An 18704-nucleotide genomic window follows, 5' to 3' on the forward strand; every position below is an offset into this window, starting at 1 on the left:
TGTCGGATACGCCCAATTCTCGGGCGACCTGCGCCACCGGCTTCCCCTGTTCCTGAATCATTTTTACGGTTTGGATTTTGAACTCTTTGTCATATTTCTGACTCATCTTCGGACACCTCGATTTTGCTAGGTTTATTGTCGCATTCTCGATTCTCGGTGTCCACTATTTAGTCTAGCATCAGAACTCATTGGTTTTTATCTTAACTATGAGGGATTGAAACACCGTAAAAATACCACTTAGATAACCATCAACAAGAACCGTTTTTATCTTAACTATGAGGGATTGAAACCCAGTTGACGGACACCTACAATGTGTCCGTGGTCATTGGTTTTTATCTTAACTATGAGGGATTGAAACAAGTTTTTTGTATCCGTTAAAAGTACAATTTCTTTATGTTTTTATCTTAACTATGAGGGATTGAAACGTGTATACTTCGTAAACATGTTCAGTAGCTACTCCTGTTTTTATCTTAACTATGAGGGATTGAAACTTGGAAGCGAGGACCCCGCTTCAATTTCTACTGTCGTTTTTATCTTAACTATGAGGGATTGAAACTACTCCTCAGACTTAAAGAGATAATCAGCTGCCCGTGTTTTTATCTTAACTATGAGGGATTGAAACCCACATATGACAACCCACAAGAAACGAGCATGAATTGTTTTTATCTTAACTATGAGGGATTGAAACTCGATCACCTTTAAATACACATGCACACCCCCAATGTTTTTATCTTAACTATGAGGGATTGAAACTCCTGCTTATACGTCCGGGTATTCTACTGTTGCGTAGTTTTTATCTTAACTATGAGGGATTGAAACCTACCTCCTTCATCAAGCATTTCAAAACTTCTTCCCAAGGTTTTTATCTTAACTATGAGGGATTGAAACCCCGACATTCTGGAAGTGATAATTCCCTCCTCTTCGTTTTTATCTTAACTATGAGGGATTGAAACACGTATCAAAATGAATTAATTGTGATCTCCAAAAGAAGTTTTTATCTTAACTATAAGGGATTAAAACAACTTTGCATTTTTCATGATCTCCACCGCGTTTCTGAAACCATCTCACCGCACGCGAAAACATAGACAGATAAGGGACTTCGCCAAGCCCACAGGCCCGTTGAAAACAGTGAAAACGTTGCAGGATGCGTACGAATTTTCTCAAGGAATTAATAGCAAAATAGGTTTTCAAAAAGAAACATTTCAACAACGATTTTTTTCGACACTGGCGATCTTCCTGTCACATACGGTGTTTCTGGCAACGACAGAGAGTCAATATATCGAAATGAGGATTGATTTCATAAGACCATGCATGTTCGCTGTTCCAATTGGAAATCATGATCGTGTCCACCCCTTGGAGAGTTAGTTTTTGTCACTGTATATGATTTCCAAGGTGGTGGATTTTTTATGTGTATTTATGCATTTGTTATGCGCTTTGCAACACGTTCATTAGTTAAGAAAGATAATGTTAAATGAATGATTAAAAGAATATTGAGAATAGATAAAAAATGTATATTATGATAAAATATTCATAGTTAAGCGCTTAACAATTTTTCAATATTTTAGGGGGAGATCATATGAAAAAATCATTAATTTCTGCTTCTTTAGCTTTAGGTCTATTAGCTTCATCGACATCTGCATTTGCTGCAACGTATGAATATTCAAGCAAAGGGAGAAACTTTGACAAATCTTGGACAGCATACAATAGTGGTACGAATTGGGTAATTGAATATGGTTTTAACACTGACTTTATAAATGAGGATTTTACCCATACAAAACATAGTACAACAAGTCATATCGCAAAAGTAAGAAATGCTAACGGCACTTTCTCTGATCAGGACAGCGCTGGTAATTGGGCTGGTATAGAGGTTACACATAGTGGTTCAACCGTTTATTATTCAATAACTTATTAAATTAACAATGTCCATGGTACTAGTTGAATCCTATTGTTCAACTGGCTCAAGCACAGCAAGTGTATAAAATCCATAAACTATTTACTTATTTGTTGCTTTAAAATTTTCAATCATGTTTGCAAGGATCCGATCGAAATAAAAGAAATATAACACAAAAGAGGCGGCTTCAGATCATAATTAAATCGTGGAAAAAATAAAAAACTATGATATGAAGCCGCCGTAACTGTATATTTCAAAGATTGATTAACCATCTTGACATATTACTTAAATACACTGAGGAATTTCTTTCTGGAAACATTATTTTATATGAACACCCAGCACGAAAATGATGGAGTATAGTATACATAGCCTTATATCTCAATCTATAAACAACAGAACACATTTTCATAGGTGATCTTGAGAGTTAATATTAGAGGTTCATGGTAAAGTAATTCTAAATATAGGTATTATTTTTGCTTCAAATGAAAATGTTCTATGGAAGAATTGTTTCTTATTTTCTTAAGTTTTTATCGATCATAAAGGAAATGAATTCAGGAAATTTTCTAAAATTACCAAATATACACATGAAAGTCTATGAAGAAAATATATTGAGTGACAATCATTAAAAGTGGCGGAGGGGTTTATTTGAAAGCCATTAAGTATATTATTAGTTTTTGTATCATATTTGTTGGCATGCTTATTATCGGAGAAAGCCATATCTTTTATTTAGATAATTTTTATACAAGATTTGACCATACTACTATGTATTTGCAGTCGGACACAACTGATGAAGAAATGGTTCAGGATATCCTTCGTTCAGCAGAGCGTCATAAAGTGGACGTCTTTACTTTCATCCGATCCCCCCGCAGTACCTTTCTGACGGAGTTTGATATTTATGGAACATCAGGTGTGGAAAGACATCTCAACGAACAGGTACAGCTATCAGAACGGGAATATATGAGCCTTTTTTTAGGAAGCCTCCGTTTTACCTTTCATCAGCTGGAAGACATACCGACAATGGAAAATGTACACGACTTTTACGTCATTGGACGTGACAAGCAGGTTTATGAATTTAAAATGGATTTGATTAATAAGTACGCAGGCAATCATCCTAAAGATGGCTATGTCAGCAAGGAATCAAGAAATACAATCATGTCGATTTGGCTGCTGATTACTAGTATTATTTTATTGCTTTCCTATTATGATGTAATTTTGCAAAAGAAAGAAAATCTGATTCGGATTTCGCTGGGAGAAAGAATCAGTAAGATTGTTTGGCGTAATATTGTATTAGATTCGTTCGTATTGATCTCGCTATTTGTCATCGTTGTCTATGTGCTATCCAAGTATACGTACGTGTTTTTTAGGCTGGACATTTCTTTGATTTTCTTTTCACTTTTGCTTTTACTGAACGCATTTCTGTACGTCAATTTGTATTTTTTCAATGTGAAAGAAGTTTTTTCGAATGTCAAAGGCTCTAAAAAGCTTCTTTCTCTGAATTATGGCTTAAAGCTCGTAACAGCAGTGATTACAATTTTCGTTCTCTCAAGCAATATCATGTTAATTTCTGAATCATATCGTCTTTATAAGCAGAAATCTTTTTTTAAAGACTATGCGGATTATTATTACACTCGATTAGAGTATAAACCAGTTGAAAATAGTGATGGTGCTTTTGATGTTGGAGGAAATGAAAGTACGATGGTGCAAGTAACATTTTACAAGGAATTTTTTGATAAATATAATGCCACTTTATTGGCGAGCACTTCGGGATTGTTCAACGGGCAAGGCATTTTAGCTAATAAAAATGCGCTTGATTATTTGTCAGGCGAAATTAAGGAGTTGCGGAATCAGCCTTTAACTAAGGAGATTTATGTGTTGTTACCTAAAAAATGGAAGGGAGATACGAGGATTATTGACGAAATAAATAGTGCAATCTTATTTTATATAGGCGATCAATTTACAGATGATTACGATCTCATTTATTACACTGGTAATAGAGAGATTATCTCTATTGATGAAAATTATACATATGGAAGTAAATTAGTGAAAGATCCGATTATTATTTATGATAATCGTGCGGCAGACGCACTTGAATTTCCGATAGAAAATCAATCCCCTATCACTTATGTACATGAGATAATGTATAAAATACCATCAGAGCAGGAATTTAATCGATTTGTTGAAGCGCATGATTTAAAGGGACAGATTGTGGCGAAAACGAACGTTTTTGAAAACTATAAAAATAAGTGGGTTATGGCCAAGAGAGTGTTGTATATGAATTCTATCTTTAGTTTGCTGGTATTGTTATTAGAATGGATCATCATTAGTTCTATTATTAAATTGGAGTATGAAGTGAATGCAATTGAGCTTTCGATCAAGAAGGTATTAGGGCACAGCATATTCGAAAAAAACAGAAAAATTGTGTTGATGACAGCAGTCACTACCTTACTAAGTATTATCTCAGCAGTGTGGGTAGCGTATGCACTCGGACTAAGCGATGTCTATTATTTAGTAGTTGGAGGGGTTGTTATCATTGTATTGGAGCTATTAGTGATTGTGTTTTATATATGGAAAATTGAGAATGCCAAAATTTCCAAAATATTGAAAGGAGGAAATATATGATTGAAATAAGGAATTTAACGAAAAAATTTGACGAAAAAATCGTATTTTCAAATTTTAATTTAAAGATTGAAGATGGCGAGTTTGTCATAATTTCTGGATCGAGCGGCTGTGGCAAAACGACTTTGCTTAACATGATTGGCGCTATAGAAAAAATCGACCATGGTGACATTATTGTTGACGGGATTGACATTAAAAATAAACGAAACCATTTGCATTATTTTAGAACGAAAATCGGTTTTTTGTTTCAAAATTTCGCGTTAGTTGATAATAAGACTGTTAAAGAAAATTTGAAGATGATTCGTAAAGATTGCCGGACGGATTTATCTATAGAAGAAGTTTTGAGGAAGGTTGGTCTAGAAGAGAAGATAAATAAAAAGGTATATACTTTATCCGGGGGAGAGCAGCAACGAGTAGCCTTGGCTCGATTGATGCTGAAGAAGTGTGATATTATATTGGCTGATGAACCAACAGGTTCTCTTGATAAGAAAAATGCCGAGGCTGTACTCGACATTTTAAATCAATTTAATGAGCAGGGCAAAACGATTATACTTGTGACACACGACGAAGAAATTAAAAAGCGAGGCAATAGGGTGGTAAATTTATGACGAAATTAACCGGAAAAAAAATCCTCCTACTGATTACATTAATATTTGTTATTTGGAATTTAAGCTGGTTTTTAATAACAACTATCAAATATAATAACTTTGTAAAAGACATCCCCAAAAATGAATGGGGGTTACATTTTATTAAAAAAGAGGATGGTTATATCTATAGTGTTAAAAAACCAAATTATTTACGTTTCACAGGAAATTTAGTAGTTGCTAATAATGAAAAAGGAGAAACTTTAATTATATGGCCACTAATATTTGGTGGATATGAGTACGGTTTCAGACTACAGAAGGATGGGGCAGCATATGAAATCTACGTTGATGAAAATATGGAACCAATTAATAAGGACGATACGGTTGCTGCCCAAAAAGTTGAAGAATATAAAGTTGAATTAGAAGAATTATTTTCTAAAGCCAATGAAATGTGGGAGTTGGAAGAATAGTATACCAATCATTTCGTCAGGGTATATACAACGTATACCCATTACTCAAGATGGTAAGCTCCAAATAAACCCTATCTGTTTTCAGAAGGGGATTATTCGGAGCTTATTTTTCAGTATACAACTTTTTGGTTACTTAACAATGGCTCGAATTTTAAGATAAGTTTATAATAAAATTGTATCCATTTTCCAACTGCTGATTTTATCATGGTTTTTGGGTTTTTATCTTCACTATGTGGAATAAAAGCTTAAAATCAGTGAGTAAGATCTAACGCTTTTGTTGCTTTTGTGTTAGCTATATTGAAAGGGTTGCAAACAAGTACTTGAGAGGAAAACAGGCGGGAGCATGCGATGCAGGGGAATCAGATGAGGGACAAAGTGAGCTGGGGACGCCTTCCTTGCAAGGATGTCCCCGCTTTGTATTTTAGCTTTGCGTCTGCAATGGCCGTTTTGCTTCCAGCATGGTCCCGTATTTTTCATAATGGACATGCCATGAGAGTGCTTTTTCAAGGAGATGAGGTGTTTGTCCTCCGCGTTTAAGCGCTTCTTGGAAGTATTCACGCAAATGCGGACGGTAACTTGGATGTGCGCAGTTTTCAATAATTAGGGGTGCGCGTTCGATTGGCGCCAATCCGCGAAGATCAGCATAGCCATATTCTGTGATAAGAACATCCACGTCGTGTTCGGTATGATCCACGTGTGATACGAATGGAACGATGCTTGAAATGGCTCCGTTTTTGGCAATGGATTTTGTTACGAAGATCGTTAATCGGGCATTGCGAGCGAAGTCGCCAGAACCGCCGATGCCGTTCATCATATTGGTGCCGCGGACGTGGGTCGAATTAATATTTCCGTATATGTCTGCTTCCAAGGCGGTGTTAATGGAAATGAGTCCGAGACGGCGAATGATTTCCGGATGATTGGAAATTTCTTGGGGACGAAGGATCAGTTTGTCTCGGTAAGCCTCCATATTGGAATATACTTGTTTCATTTTGGCTTGTGATAGCGTAATGGAACAGCCGGAAGCAAACCGGACTTTTCCCGCATCGATCAGATCAAACATAGCGTCCTGAAGCACTTCTGAATAAACTTTCAAATTGGGAAATTCAGAATCTAACAAACCGTATAGAACCGCGTTGGCAATCGAACCAATGCCTGCAAAGGAGCTAAATGTTCATTCAGCCGGCCTGCGGCTACTTCTTTTCGAAGAAAACGGATGAAATGATTCGCCATCGCCGCTGTTTCTGCGTCTGGAGGAACGATGGTAGATGGTGAATCCGGTTGATTGGTGAAAACGATTCCTACTTTAGCCTGTGGATGTATCAACAATCTTGATGGAATACGGTGGTTCAGAACGAATGAACAAAGGCTCAGGCGGCTGTTTCATGCTTAGAACCATTCTAAAAATTCAAGTCTGTTGCCAAACGGATCACTGACATAAAAACGATCGGCTCCTTCTAGCGGCTCCTCCTCCTTGATTTCAATTCCCTTGACCATTAAGTGTTCGCGCAGTTTGGCGAGATTTTTGACATGAAAGGCAGGATGTGCTTTTACAGCTGGCTGAAAAGTTTCTTGCACCCCAATATGCAGCTGATGATTTCCGCATTGAAACCAGACTCCGCCGCGCTTTTGCAAGTTTTTTGGTTTGGGAATTTCCTGCATTCCTAAAAACTCTCCGTAAAATTCACGCGCTTTTTCTTCACAGCCTTTTGGAGCGGCCACTTGAACATGGTCAATTTCCAAAAAAGTGAACTGCATATTTCTCATTCCTTCCATGATCAGTTTCAAACTTATTATAATTAATAAAATATGAATATTCAAAAAAACATTTTCATCCAAATATACTTGACTGAATCCTTCATCGCTGATTGGCACATATACATTAGAACATCTAGTAAATTTCATTTGTTTGGAAACTTTTCCTTTATTTTTTCCGTAATAACCTGTATAGAGATCACAGCCTATTTGCGTGGATAGGTTGTAGATCTATAGAGGAAGATAAAAATGGCGCCGTCCGCGCTTTTGTCACGCAAATATGTAACAACGGCACGCTCACGAACTTGTCTCCAGTCATCAATGTTCTCAAAGAGGGTTGCATTTAGCGTAGAAGGGGGATGGATGTGCAAAAATACCTTATATTTTCCGTTGTCTTTATCGCTGTATTTACCATGCTGCAGCTGGTTTCAGGACTTTTTTTGACGCTATTATATACTCCTAAAATATCGTGGGAGAAAGCCGCTACACTGCCGTCTCACGTTGAACTGGTCGGTCCCAATCCGCTTTTCTCGATGGCGATTAGTCTCATTTCATGCGGGATTGCTGCTTGGTGTACAAAATGGCTGGTCACAAGAATGGGACGGATGAAAAAATGAATCTGGGGAGACAACCTTTGCTTAGAGAACATGACTGCTTACCGTCTTTTGCGTAAAGTGAAAGCGGTATTTTTTTATCAACATCATTGTAAAAAAAACAGTGCTATTTTTGCGATTGACTGGTATCTTTAGCATAAGGGGATATCATTAGCGCATCATCAAGAATATTAGGCGCGATCTCCTTGCTTGTTGATTGTCGGCGAAGTGTTATGCCGTCCGTTTCGTTTGGCACATTCAATGAAAGGGGGGATCCAAATGAAGCGGATCACCATGCTTTTAACGGCCGCGTTGGCTTTTCTCTTTTCTGGATGCACAAGCAGCCATACCGACTATGAAGGGCAAATTCGCGACTTAAAGCAGCAAATTCAAAAACAAACGCAAACAATCGACGATCTGAAGCAACAAAATGAGGAATTAACCAAAAAAGCGGCTGCTTCTGATGATCGAGTGGAAGGAAATTTGTTGCAGATCGCGTTGGCAGTTGCTCAGGCGTTAAAAGAAAAGAATATGGAGCAGCTATCTTTGTATGTGGATTCAGAGAAAGGGGTTCGATTCAGTCCGTATGGCCATGTGAACGTGAAGACAGATTTAGTTTTTACGCCAAAACAGCTGCCATCTTTAATGGAAAGTGGCCAAACGTACCAATTCGGTGAGTTTGACGGGTCGGGAGAGCCGATTAAAATGACCTTTGGCCAATATTTTGACCGCTTTGTATATGATGTTGATTTTGCCAATCCGCAGCTGATTGGCAACAATGTAATTGTCGGTAAAGGAAATACGCTGCAAAATATTCAAGAGGCATATCCGAACAGCGCCTTTGTCGAGTTTCATTTTACTGGATTTGATCAGCAATATGATGGAATGGACTGGCGCAGCTTGCGCTTAGTATTTGAACAGCGAAGCGGAGTATGGTGTTTAGTCGGAATCGTGCACGACCAATGGACCGCTTAACCTCACCATCGAGAAGTCTTCCGTCTTTCAACGGAGTGTGGGCGAGTAAGGTTCATTGTTTTTCGTTCTCTTCGTTTTATAGGCCTGTTCTCTTGAAAAGGGACGAATCCCGCTTTCAACTAGGGTGTTGTGGAAAGCGGGATTTTTGTTTGTGGGTGAATATGTTGTGGCGTCACGATAAGATACGCTTGGCTAGAAGGTTTGTCAAGAATCGCGCTTCCCAAACCTTTGCTGCGCCGCCAACAATGATTTTTTATAAAATTAAGATCCCGCTGTGCATAGTAAATGATTACTTTTTTACTTTCGAATCCGCAAGTTCATCATCATTGAATTCAGAGGCCATCATATTTCCTTTATATCCCCTAATCAGTATGCTAAGTTGTTTGGCCAATACTGTTCAAAATGATGTAAAAATCCTGATATTTTCACCATATTTTCACCTTTCTTTTTTACTATAAAGTCAGAAAACGGGAAATAACAGTAATAGAAGGGGAGTGATAGCATGAATATGACGGAATATGAATATGCGAGCCGCCCGGCGAAAAAAAGAAGCTTTTTTCCTTTTCTGGCTGCTTCGATTATTGGAGCGGTGATTGGAAGCGGCGTGACGCTCTATATGGCCCCGACACTCGGGATTCAGCAGCATGCAGAAAAGAAAGAAACAACGTCGCAGCAAGAAGCGGTAAAATCCAGCGCTTTACCGCTGGAGCCAACCGCAAGCACGTCGAATAGCAATATGGTGCAGGCGATTGAAAATGTAGCGGATGCGGTTGTCGGAGTCATCAACATTCAGCAGCAAGCGGATATTTTCTCGGGCGCTTCTGCAGAACAAGATACAGGAACAGGTTCTGGCGTTATTTTTAAAAAAGCTGGAGATGTCGCCTATATTGTGACCAATAATCATGTGGTTGAAGGAGCAAACAAAGTGGAAGTATCGCTTCCAAGCGGAGAAAGGGTGAAGGCGACAATTGTCGGGACAGATCCATTAAGCGATTTGGCGGTATTAAAAATTAATGGAAAGAACGTTAAGAAGGTCGCTAGTTTCGGTGATTCTTCGACGCTTCGTGTCGGAGAGCAGGTGGCGGCGATTGGGAACCCGCTTGGCTTGGATTTATCAAGAACGGTCACTGAAGGAATTGTCAGCGGAAAGCGAACCATTTCTGTTTCGACATCAGAAGGGGAATGGGAACTGAATGTTATTCAAACGGATGCGGCGATCAATCCAGGAAATAGCGGAGGAGCGCTTATTAACAGCGCGGGACAGGTAGTAGGCATTAATAGTTTAAAAATCGCCCAGGAAGGAATCGAAGGACTTGGATTTGCGCTTCCAAGCCAATATGTTCAACCGGTGATTGAACAATTAATGGAGTACGGAAAAGTGAAACGTCCGTATCTGGGCGTGAATTTGCGGGATTTGAGCGAGATACCAGCAGAAACTCGCTTTGAACAGTTAGGGCTTCCAGAAAATGAAACAAACGGAGTGGTGGTTACTGCGGTGTTGCCGTCTTCTCCTGCCGCTGAAGCGGGAATTCAGGCGAAGGATGTGATTGTGGCAATTAACGGAACAAAAGTCAATAATGTAAGTGAGTTGCGAAAATATTTATATACAAAAACGAAAGTTGGCGAAAAAATTCAATTGCAAATTTTACGCGATGGCAAAAGCAAAACGATTCCGCTTCAGCTAAAAGAGCGACAAGAACAGCAATAAGAGCGTTGAAACAAAAGAATGGTCAATTGCGGCAATTAATATGCACAATGGACATAAAAAAACCAACCCCTCTTCTGTTTCTCAAAACAGAGAGGGGTTTTTCATTAAGGTGAAAATTGAACAATCGAAAGAGTGCTTTGACTTGCCTTCGACCGTAAAAAAATGGAATGACGCCTTTGAATGGACTATACATTCCCTCTTCTGGATGCATCGGTATAACTTGTATGGATGACACGATTTTTCCACCACAAAAGGATGAAACCTCCTCTTTTATTTTAGTTCATCCAAGCTCTATGGAAGGATGGAGGATATTGAAGATACATAGGAATGTCTTTCCGTATTGAAAAAGCATTTTATTCTTGATTTAAGAGCGATTCAGGCTATTTTTGAGTTATAGGGTCATTATAAAAATGCAATAAAAAGAAAATATATTCAATCTTAAATAAATTTTTTCGAAATATTAAAAATATTGATTTATAAATAAATAACTTTATAAATAAATATTCCAATAAAAAAATTTTGCGTTTTTATTTTAAGTAATGATAATATTAGAATAACTAAAATATTCTTAAGATGGTCGAAAGGAGTGAACAATACTTATTGTCACGAAAATATAAAGCGCTTACATGATCATGTTTTCAAAAGGGGGAACGGATAAATGCAAACAACACATGGTTTGAAGCGCGAACTGAAAAGCAGGCATTTGTTCATGATCGCGCTCGGTGGAGTGATCGGAACAGGCTTGTTTTTAGGTTCGGGATATACGATTCATGAAGCAGGTCCGGGCGGAGCCATTGTGGCTTATTTATTTGGCGGATTTGTGATGTATTTAACGATGCTTTGTCTTGGAGAATTGGCCGTGTCTTTACCTGATGCGGGCTCATATCAAACCTACGCCACAAAGTTTATATCTCCTTCTGCCGGTTATGTGATCGGCTGGCTTTCTTGGTTGAATTGGTCGGTAACGGTCGGTTTAGAACTTTTAACCGTCAGCATTTTAATGAAACGATGGTTTCCAGATGTCCCTTCTTGGATTTGGTGCGTCATTTTTGCCGTTGTTTTATTTTCCATTAATGCGTTATCATCAAGAAGCTTTGCCGAGGTCGAATTTTGGTTTTCCAGCATTAAAGTCCTTACCATTATTGCTTTCATTTTATTAGGTGGAGCCGCTATGTTCGGCCTGCTTGAAATGAAAGGCGGTCAGGCGGCTCCGCTGTTTTCCAACTTCACAGATCATGGCGGATTATTTCCAAACGGTCTTGCTGCGATTTTGGTCACGATGATTGGCGTTAACTTCTCTTTCCAAGGAACAGAGCTTGTGGGTGTTGCAGCTGGGGAAAGCGAAAACCCGGAAAAAACCGTGCCAAGGGCAATCAATAACACGGTTTGGCGAATTTTGCTTTTCTTTGTGTTGGCCATTTTTGTTTTGGCGGGGTTGTTCCCATGGGAAAAAGCAGGATTAGTGGAGAGCCCGTTTGTGGTCGTATTTGACAATATCGGAATTCCGTATGCTGCGGATATTGTTAATTTTGTCATTATTACGGCTGTTTTATCTGTAGCTAACTCTGGCCTTTATGCTACTTCGCGTGTGCTTTGGTCCATGTCTCGCCAAGGAATGGTAAGTCCGATTTTCAGTAAGCTCTCCAAAAATGGCGTCCCGATTAATGCACTGATCGCAAGTATGTTAATTGGTTGCCTATCTTTGCTATGTGGTATTTTTGCTGAGGATACCGTTTATGTATGGTTGCTTTCAATTGCCGGATTTGGCGCTGTTACCGTATGGGCCTCTATCGCTCTATCAAACTATTTAGCAAGAAGAGCATTTTTAAAGCAGGGAGGCAATGTGGCTGATTTAAAATATCGGACACCGCTTTATCCGATTGTTCCTCTTTTGGCGTTTTCGTTAAATGTAGTCGTGATTATTAGCCTTGCTTTTATTCCGGATCAGCGGCTGGCGCTTTATTGCGGGATTCCATTTATGGTGGCGTGCTATATTTACTATCATCTTGTCGCTAAACACCGCACAGCTAAGCTGCAATCATCATTTCAGATGAATATGGAGAAAATGTGAAAAGTGAAATAGGGCTCCGGACATGGGCCCTATTTTTTGATACAATGACTTTGGACGAACAGATGAAAAAACACAAGGAAATTGAGGGACGTATATTGCGCAATCAAGAACGGTTATGGAATGAAGCAGTGCAGTTTATTCGGTTGTGCTATCAGGAATTGGGAAAAAGTGAAGAAACAATCAGCCAGCGTTTGCAGCAAATCCGCGATGAAATGGAGCAAACGGGCACTTATAGCCATACGTATGAAGAACTGGAGCATGGTGCCAAAATGGCGTGGCGCAACAGCAACCGCTGCATCGGTCGCTTGTTTTGGCAGACGTTGCAGGTCATCGATGCTAGGCATGCTGAAACAGAAGAGGATGTGGCTGCCCATTTATTGCACCATATTGAGTTTGCGACAAACAATGGAAAGATCCGGCCGACGATTACCGTCTTTAAACCGGATGGGACCGTTCGTATTTGGAACCATCAATTAATCCGTTATGCCGGCTATGAGACAAGGGACGGAATCATTGGCGATTCTGCCTCGCTTACGTTGACAAAGGCGTGCCAACAGCTCGGCTGGGAAGGGGAACGCACCCATTTTGATATATTGCCGCTTGTTATTCAAGTTTCAGGAAAACAGCCGAAATGGTTCGAAATTCCAAAAGAGCTTGTATTAGAAGTGCCACTGGAACATCCGAGCTTTTCATGGTTTCGGGATCTGCAGTTAAAATGGTATGCGGTGCCGATTATTTCTGATATGTGTCTGGAAATTGGCGGCATTCGCTACATGGCTGCGCCATTTAACGGATGGTATATGGAAACGGAAATCGGGGCTCGCAATTTGGCTGACGATTACCGTTACAATATGCTTCCAAAGATCGCTTCTTGCATGGGGCTTGATATGAGTACAAATGCAACACTTTGGAAGGATAAAGCATTAATTGAATTAAACATGGCTGTGCTTTATTCTTATAAAAAAGCGGGTGTCAGTATGGTCGACCACCATACAGCCGCCCAGCAATTTAAATTGTTTGAGCAGAAAGAACGAGAAGCGTGCCGCCATGTCACAGGGGATTGGACGTGGCTGATTCCTCCTGTTTCACCAGCGACAACGCACATTTTTCATAAAAACTATGACAATACGGTCGTTTTGCCGAATTTCTTTTATCAAAGCCGCCCGTATGAATCATAAACGATGAATAAAGGAATATCCGCTGCCTGTCGCTGCGCTGTTTATGGAGACAGGCGGTTATTTTTTTTGGTTGATAAAAACGAATAAATCGCTGAAAAATCTTCCTGAGCCCATCCATTCTGGCTGGCGAGGCCATAGATTTCTTTGGCGACATTCGTAAGCGGCAAAGAAATGTGATGCTCATAAGCGGCTTGGGCGATCAGCTGTAAATCCTTTTGCATATATGCAAGCGGGAATTCTGTTGCGAACTGGCGCTGAAGAATTTTTTCGCGTTTCCCGTTTAAAAAGGGGGCAGCGGTCGGGCCGTTCAGAAGCGTGTTGACAACCGTTTCTGTCTCTAATCCAAGCGCTTCGCCAAGCGCGACAGCCTCCGCGAAAGCTGCCATTGAATGAGCGAGCATTAGATTCACGACAAGCTTCATGGCTGTTCCTTTGCCATTTTCTCCTTGATAATGGATCGCTTTCCCCATGACATTCAACATCGGTTCCACTTTCTTAAGATCTTTCGGATCCCCGCCTACAAAAAAGACTAACTCTCCTTTTTCGGCTGGAATCACCGAGCCGGAGACAGGAGCATCTAAAAAGCGAATGCCTCGCTTTCTGGCCTCTTCTGCCATTTGGCGCGTAAAGGACGGATCCACCGTGCTGCAGTCCACCCACAGCTTTTCTGGCGATAAATGATGCAAAAAGCCGTTTTCCCCAAAAGCAGCGGCTTCAACCACTTTTGGATGGGCAAGCATCGTAAAGAGTACATCGGCTTGTTCAGCGGCTTCTTTCGGTGAATTAGCCCACTTTGCTCCTGCTTCTAACAGCGGAGCGGCTTTTTCTTTTGTGCGGTTATGGACGATAAGCTCATGCCCGCTTTCAAGTAAATTTCTTGCCATACGGCTTCCCATAAGTCCTAGACCAATGAATCCGATCATCGTTAATCCCCTTTCCTTTTTTGAACGCTTCCCACCTACACTTTGCTGAGAAGAGGGGTTAGGTATTCCCGCCCATGGAAAAGGAGGGGGGCGTTTTCCTCTGTTTCATGGGATAATATTGGCTCTTTTTTTTCGTGATTTTACCACTTTTGTTTCGTGTGATTCAAGGGAAACGCCAGCGCTGAAGTGGAATGCGAAGTCAGAGTTGATGACAGGAGCAATCAATCGCTGTGATTTTGCAAAGAGGGAAAAATAGATAGCTAGGGGAGGGCTGCCTCCATTTTTGCGCACTGAAAAGCAGGCTCTTGCCGATTTCTGTCACATGGAGCAAGCAGATCCGCTACGAGGAAAATATTCAGCATGCGATAGTCCTAGAGAAATGCCCAATGCTTCATGAGACGAAATGGAATAAGTGAAAAATCAAATAGTCGTTGTTCGTTATATTTATAAAATAATAAGAGCGAATATATAATTTATATGTCTTAATATGTCGGTTTTTAAAAGTATACTATAATAAAAATTATCTTCCGTTTTGTAGAAAAGGAATGATATAATATTTATGAATTGACTGAAAATTCGGAGGGAACAAAGGTGTCACTATCAAGCTATATTATTCGCACTCTGATGGTTGTTATTCCTGGAGTGGTGCTAATTGCTCTAGCGGTATGCTTAGGAAACGGGATCAGCGGTTCCGCTTTTGGATGGACTATAGCAGGGACGGCATTATTTGGCATTGTTCTAGGTATTTTGTCAGCTACTTTGAATTATCGTCGTTTTGTTGCACCGATTGCGATCATTAATGACTATTTAGAAAAAATGACGGAAGGCGATTTATCTGTGCGAGTTCCTGTGGAGAGTGTCAAAGAACTGAGGCCGATCGCTCTTTGCATGAACGAAATGGCCAAAACATGGGGTGAGGTCATGGCGCATATGAAGCGCCATTCAGATGAGATGACGTTATTTGCCGAGCAGCTTTCCCATAATACGGAGCAAACAACAAAAGCGACGGAACAAATTGCAACAACCATGGAAAACATCGTATCTCACTCAGACCAACAAGCCAAGATGACAAAAGAAACGTCTTATTCCATGAATGAAATTTCCAGTTCTTTACTGCAAGTCGCTGCGAATACAGAACAGGTGACTACGAATGCAGGCGAAATGTTGATGAAAGCGGCATCAGGAAAACAATCGATTGAAAAAATGGAAGAGCAAATGCGTTTTATTCATGAGCATGTCCAATTGCTCGGTCAAATCATTAAAGGATTAGGAGAACGTTCTACTGAAATCGGCCAAATCACGCAAGTCATCACAGGGATTTCTTCACAAACCAACTTGCTCGCATTAAATGCGGCAATCGAGGCAGCGCGGGCGGGAGAGCAAGGGAAGGGATTTGCCGTTGTCGCTGATGAAGTGAGAAAGCTGGCGGAGCAATCGGCACAATCCGCCCAGCAAATTACAAAATTAATTGATGACATTCAACAAGAAACCGATAAAGCCATTGGGTCAATGGATGTTGTTGCCGATGAAGTTTCTCAAGGGCTTCATGTCGTTCAAACAGCCGGACTTTCCTTTGAACAAATCCGGCGATCTATTAACGGGGTCAATGAACAAATTGAAGGAGTTTCAGTCGTAATTCGCCAAATGACGCAAAGCGCCCAGAACGTTGCTTCAGCCATTGAACATATGGCAGAAATCGTGGAACAATCGTCAGCGGGCTCTAGCCATATTTCAGCAGCGACCCAAGAACAGATGGCTTCTATGGAAGAAATCGCTTCTTCTGCTTCTGCGCTGAATGAAATGGCTGGAGAAATGCAGAATCTATTAGGGAAATTTCGGGTATAGGAAAACATAAGAAAAATGTTTACATAAATGAATAAATATGCTAAACTTTCCCTAAAAGTAAATAATGGATCTACTAGGGGAGTCCAATAGCTTGGACTGAGAGAAGAACGCGCGAAAGTTCTTTGACCCTTTGAACCTGATCTGGGTTATGCCAGCGTAGGGAAGTAGATAGTGGGAGTATGGATTGTTGCATATACTTTGCGCTATTTGTTGATTCCATCGGGTTCTCTTTTTGGAGAACCCGATTTTTGCTTTTTCCCCACCGTCTTTTTTTCGTACGTTTTGGTGTAGCCCTTAGATCGAATGAAACAAAAAGGAGGAAGGGTTGCATGCAAAACGTTTTATCTTCTATGCCGTTTCCAGCCAGTAAAAAAATGTATGTAGAAGGATCGCGTTCTGATATTCGCGTTCCTATGCGTGAAATTACGCTAAGCCCAACCAAGACGGAAGCCGGAGAGTCTAAAAACGATCCGATCTGTGTATATGACACGAGCGGGCCGTATACCGACACGGAATTTCAAGCGGACATTTACCGCGGGCTTCCTGAACTGCGCAAACGTTGGATTTTAGAAAGAGACGATGTCGAGGAATACGAAGGACGGCCAGTGCGTCCAGAGGACAACGGCCTCTCCAAAGGAAAGGAATCGAACATCTATCTTCCCTTTAAGCGGACGCCGCTACGTGCCAAAAATGGCAAGGCAGTCACACAAATGCATTATGCGAAACGCGGGATCATTACTCCGGAGATGGAATTTGTCGCTATTCGGGAGCAGATGGATCCAGAGCTGGTCCGTCAAGAGATCGCGGCCGGGCGGGCGATTATACCAGCCAATATCAACCATCCGGAAAGTGAACCAATGATTATTGGGAGACGTTTTCATGTCAAAATTAACGCTAATATCGGCAATTCAGCCGTCACTTCATCAATTGACGAGGAAGTGGAGAAAATGCTCTGGGCTGTCCGCTGGGGAGCAGATACGATCATGGATTTATCAACAGGAAAGCAGATTCATACGACGAGAGAGTTTATTATTCGTAATTCCCCTGTTCCAGTTGGGACGGTTCCGATCTATCAAGCGTTGGAAAAGGTGAATGGAATAGTTGAAGATTTATCGTGGGAAGTTTATCGCGATACACTGATTGAGCAGGCTGAACAAGGAGTTGACTATTTTACGATTCACGCTGGGGTATTGCTTCGTTATATACCGTTGACCATTGGAAGAACAACAGGAATTGTGTCGCGCGGTGGCTCGATTATGGCGCAATGGTGTTTGGCCCATCATCAGGAAAATTTCTTATACACTCATTTTGAGGAAATTTGCGAAATTTTAAAGTCCTATGATATCGCCATATCGTTAGGAGACGGTTTGCGGCCTGGATCGATTGCCGATGCGAATGATGAAGCGCAATTTGCAGAATTAGAGACGCTTGGCGAGCTCACTCAAATAGCATGGAAGCATGATGTCCAAGTGATGATTGAAGGGCCTGGGCATGTGCCGATGGATAAAATCAAAGAAAATGTCGACAGGCAGATGGAGATTTGCCATGGTGCGCCATTTTATACGCTTGGTCCGCTGACGACGGATATCGCCCCGGGATATGACCATATTACATCAGCGATCGGTGCGGCAATGATCGGCTGGTATGGAACCGCGATGCTTTGTTATGTGACGCCGAAAGAGCATTTAGGATTGCCGAATAAGGAGGATGTGCGCCAAGGAGTGATTGCTTATAAAATTGCGGCGCATGCTGCTGACTTAGCGAAAGGGCATCCAGGAGCGCAAATGCGGGATGATGCGCTGTCGAAAGCGCGCTTTGAGTTTCGTTGGAACGACCAATTCCATCTCTCGCTGGACCCGGAACGGGCTAGGGAATATCACGATGAGACACTCCCGGCGGAAGGGGCGAAGGTGGCTCATTTTTGTTCCATGTGCGGCCCCAAATTTTGTTCGATGAAAATTTCCCATGATTTGCAAAAAAGCATAAAAGAGGACGGGATGAAGCAAAAAGCGAAGGAGTTTGTTGAAACCGGTTCGAGACTTTATCAATGATAAGCTCAATAAGGACATGGATTTGTCTTGCTGACGGATCACGCGGT

General features: G+C 40.9%; 14 protein-coding genes, 2 pseudogenes, 1 CRISPR repeat array and 1 riboswitch. Of the genes and pseudogenes, 11 read left to right on the forward strand and 5 right to left on the reverse strand.

Annotated elements, in window-relative coordinates:
* The coding region (locus AT864_RS03560) for a transposase (protein WP_156450490.1) at nt 1-106 on the reverse strand (106 nt) is incomplete at its 3' end.
* A gap of 85 nt (nt 107-191) precedes the next feature.
* Nucleotides 192-1020: a CRISPR direct-repeat array (repeat unit 30 nt; unit sequence GTTTTTATCTTAACTATGAGGGATTGAAAC).
* Between the two features lie 24 nt (nt 1021-1044).
* A pseudogene (locus AT864_RS18625) lies at nt 1045-1338 on the reverse strand (transposase); the annotation flags it as partial.
* 238 nt (nt 1339-1576) lie between these two features.
* Here AT864_RS18625 and AT864_RS03570 point away from each other — a divergent pair.
* The 4 genes from AT864_RS03570 to AT864_RS03585 all read left to right on the forward strand — a co-directional run bounded on the left by AT864_RS03570 (nt 1577) and on the right by AT864_RS03585 (nt 5561).
* Nucleotides 1577-1912 carry a hypothetical protein gene (locus AT864_RS03570; protein WP_066146588.1) on the forward strand — a complete coding sequence of 112 codons (336 nt, stop codon included), beginning with the start codon at nt 1577-1579 and terminating at the stop codon, nt 1910-1912.
* Between the two features lie 624 nt (nt 1913-2536).
* On the forward strand, nt 2537-4510 hold the full coding sequence (locus AT864_RS03575; protein ID WP_066146590.1) for a hypothetical protein: 1974 nt from the start codon (nt 2537-2539) through the stop codon (nt 4508-4510).
* Nucleotides 4507-5115 carry an ATP-binding cassette domain-containing protein gene (locus AT864_RS03580; RefSeq protein ID WP_044743899.1) on the forward strand — a complete coding sequence of 203 codons (609 nt, stop codon included), beginning with the start codon at nt 4507-4509 and terminating at the stop codon, nt 5113-5115. The genes AT864_RS03575 and AT864_RS03580 overlap by 4 nt, the downstream gene beginning before the upstream one ends.
* The gene (locus AT864_RS03585; RefSeq protein ID WP_066146593.1) at nt 5112-5561 is read left to right on the forward strand and encodes a hypothetical protein; all 450 of its coding nucleotides are present in this window, start codon (nt 5112-5114) and stop codon (nt 5559-5561) included. The genes AT864_RS03580 and AT864_RS03585 overlap by 4 nt, the downstream gene beginning before the upstream one ends.
* Nucleotides 5562-5982: 421 nt before the next feature.
* On the opposite strand, the pseudogene AT864_RS03590 reads toward AT864_RS03585, so the two are convergent.
* Together AT864_RS03590 and AT864_RS03595 are read right to left on the reverse strand one after the other, a co-directional pair.
* Nucleotides 5983-6860: pseudogene (locus tag AT864_RS03590) on the reverse strand (acetyl-CoA hydrolase/transferase C-terminal domain-containing protein); the annotation flags it as partial.
* Between the two features lie 87 nt (nt 6861-6947).
* A complete protein-coding gene (locus AT864_RS03595) occupies nt 6948-7316 on the reverse strand; it encodes a VOC family protein (RefSeq protein ID WP_066146803.1) in 369 nt (122 codons plus the stop codon).
* Nucleotides 7317-7678: 362 nt separating this feature from the next.
* Between AT864_RS03595 and AT864_RS03600 the strand changes: the two genes are divergently transcribed.
* From AT864_RS03600 to AT864_RS03620, 5 genes are all read left to right on the forward strand, one after another.
* Entirely contained in the window at nt 7679-7930 is a 252-nt protein-coding gene (locus AT864_RS03600; RefSeq protein WP_156450491.1) for a hypothetical protein, read from the forward strand.
* Between the two features lie 255 nt (nt 7931-8185).
* Nucleotides 8186-8881, forward strand: coding sequence for a hypothetical protein (locus AT864_RS03605; RefSeq protein ID WP_066146598.1), 696 nt, complete (start codon nt 8186-8188; stop codon nt 8879-8881).
* A 502-nt stretch (nt 8882-9383) separates the two neighbouring features.
* Entirely contained in the window at nt 9384-10589 is a 1206-nt protein-coding gene (locus AT864_RS03610; protein ID WP_066146600.1) for a S1C family serine protease, read from the forward strand.
* Between the two features lie 658 nt (nt 10590-11247).
* Nucleotides 11248-12660, forward strand: coding sequence for an amino acid permease (locus tag AT864_RS03615; RefSeq protein WP_066146602.1), 1413 nt, complete (start codon nt 11248-11250; stop codon nt 12658-12660).
* Nucleotides 12661-12722: 62 nt separating this feature from the next.
* Nucleotides 12723-13838 (forward strand): nitric oxide synthase oxygenase, encoded by a 1116-nt coding sequence (locus AT864_RS03620; RefSeq protein WP_066146806.1) that lies wholly within the window; start codon nt 12723-12725, stop codon nt 13836-13838.
* Nucleotides 13839-13879: 41 nt separating this feature from the next.
* Here the strand turns inward: AT864_RS03620 and AT864_RS03625 are convergent, their stop codons facing one another.
* Nucleotides 13880-14761, reverse strand: coding sequence for an NAD(P)-dependent oxidoreductase (locus AT864_RS03625; RefSeq protein ID WP_066146606.1), 882 nt, complete (start codon nt 14759-14761; stop codon nt 13880-13882).
* Nucleotides 14762-15352: 591 nt separating this feature from the next.
* On the opposite strand from AT864_RS03625, the gene AT864_RS03630 reads away from it, so the two are divergent.
* On the forward strand, nt 15353-16606 hold the full coding sequence (locus AT864_RS03630; protein WP_066146611.1) for a methyl-accepting chemotaxis protein: 1254 nt from the start codon (nt 15353-15355) through the stop codon (nt 16604-16606).
* Between the two features lie 65 nt (nt 16607-16671).
* Nucleotides 16672-16786: riboswitch (TPP riboswitch) on the forward strand.
* Between the two features lie 149 nt (nt 16787-16935).
* The gene (thiC, locus tag AT864_RS03635; protein ID WP_066146614.1) at nt 16936-18657 is read left to right on the forward strand and encodes a phosphomethylpyrimidine synthase ThiC; all 1722 of its coding nucleotides are present in this window, start codon (nt 16936-16938) and stop codon (nt 18655-18657) included.
* Nucleotides 18658-18704 lie beyond the last annotated feature (47 nt).

Origin of the sequence: Anoxybacillus sp. P3H1B, assembly GCF_001560855.1 — a bacterium.
Classification (GTDB): domain Bacteria; phylum Bacillota; class Bacilli; order Bacillales; family Anoxybacillaceae; genus Anoxybacteroides; species Anoxybacteroides rupiense.

What these genes read in the sequence shown, in the direction of transcription:
- AT864_RS03585 (WP_066146593.1), top strand. Translation starts at nt 5,112, where the DNA reads ATGACGAAATTAACCGGAAAAAAAATCCTCCTACTGATTACATTAATA.
- AT864_RS03625 (WP_066146606.1), bottom strand. Translation starts at nt 14,761, where the DNA reads ATGATCGGATTCATTGGTCTAGGACTTATGGGAAGCCGTATGGCAAGA.
- AT864_RS03605 (WP_066146598.1), top strand. Translation starts at nt 8,186, where the DNA reads ATGAAGCGGATCACCATGCTTTTAACGGCCGCGTTGGCTTTTCTCTTT.
- AT864_RS03615 (WP_066146602.1), top strand. Translation starts at nt 11,248, where the DNA reads ATGCAAACAACACATGGTTTGAAGCGCGAACTGAAAAGCAGGCATTTG.
- thiC (WP_066146614.1), top strand. Translation starts at nt 16,936, where the DNA reads ATGCAAAACGTTTTATCTTCTATGCCGTTTCCAGCCAGTAAAAAAATG.
- AT864_RS03595 (WP_066146803.1), bottom strand. Translation starts at nt 7,316, where the DNA reads ATGCAGTTCACTTTTTTGGAAATTGACCATGTTCAAGTGGCCGCTCCA.
- AT864_RS03610 (WP_066146600.1), top strand. Translation starts at nt 9,384, where the DNA reads ATGAATATGACGGAATATGAATATGCGAGCCGCCCGGCGAAAAAAAGA.
- AT864_RS03570 (WP_066146588.1), top strand. Translation starts at nt 1,577, where the DNA reads ATGAAAAAATCATTAATTTCTGCTTCTTTAGCTTTAGGTCTATTAGCT.
- AT864_RS03580 (WP_044743899.1), top strand. Translation starts at nt 4,507, where the DNA reads ATGATTGAAATAAGGAATTTAACGAAAAAATTTGACGAAAAAATCGTA.
- AT864_RS03620 (WP_066146806.1), top strand. Translation starts at nt 12,723, where the DNA reads ATGAAAAAACACAAGGAAATTGAGGGACGTATATTGCGCAATCAAGAA.